Raw genomic sequence first — 477 nt, forward strand, 5'->3', positions numbered from 1 at the left:
TCGCTAATTTTGTGATTACAAGTGCATGCCCCCATCTTCATGCCGGTTTCGAGTTTGGTGTTGCCGTTGCTTTTTCGTCATTTCCCACTCAGTCTCCTTTAAACCTTGCGCCTGTTTTTGCCGTTCGTAATCTTCATCACGGGCATATAGGGCGGTCATGATTGCGTTACTAAAGGCCGTCTTTAAGTAGTAGCTTGGACTAACTGGCTTGTAATTTAGCGGTTGATAATGTCCAATATTTACTTTTCTATACTGGTCGTCCTTGGCTTGTTGCCCTTTTAACTGCTTTTGGATTTTCTCGATCTGACTGTTCTTAATCGTCGGATCAGCTTTGCATTCGCCAAAAAAGAGTTGTTTAGTGCCATCATGCTTTAAAACCCGTTGTAAGTGATGATTTTCTAACTGATCTAAGCTAAGCTGTCCCGATAAATAAGCTAGTCCTTGTTGATGTTCTTGGGGACTGAACACCTGTGGTGG

1 pseudogene is annotated in these 477 nt (G+C 42.8%); it reads right to left on the reverse strand.

Going from position 1 to position 477, the window contains the following annotated elements:
- Positions 1 to 15: 15 nt before the first annotated feature.
- Positions 16 to 477, reverse strand: a pseudogene (locus FFM73_RS12620) (nicking enzyme TraA protein); the annotation flags it as partial.

This window comes from Secundilactobacillus hailunensis, from assembly GCF_005405185.1.
In the GTDB taxonomy this organism is placed as follows: domain Bacteria; phylum Bacillota; class Bacilli; order Lactobacillales; family Lactobacillaceae; genus Secundilactobacillus; species Secundilactobacillus hailunensis.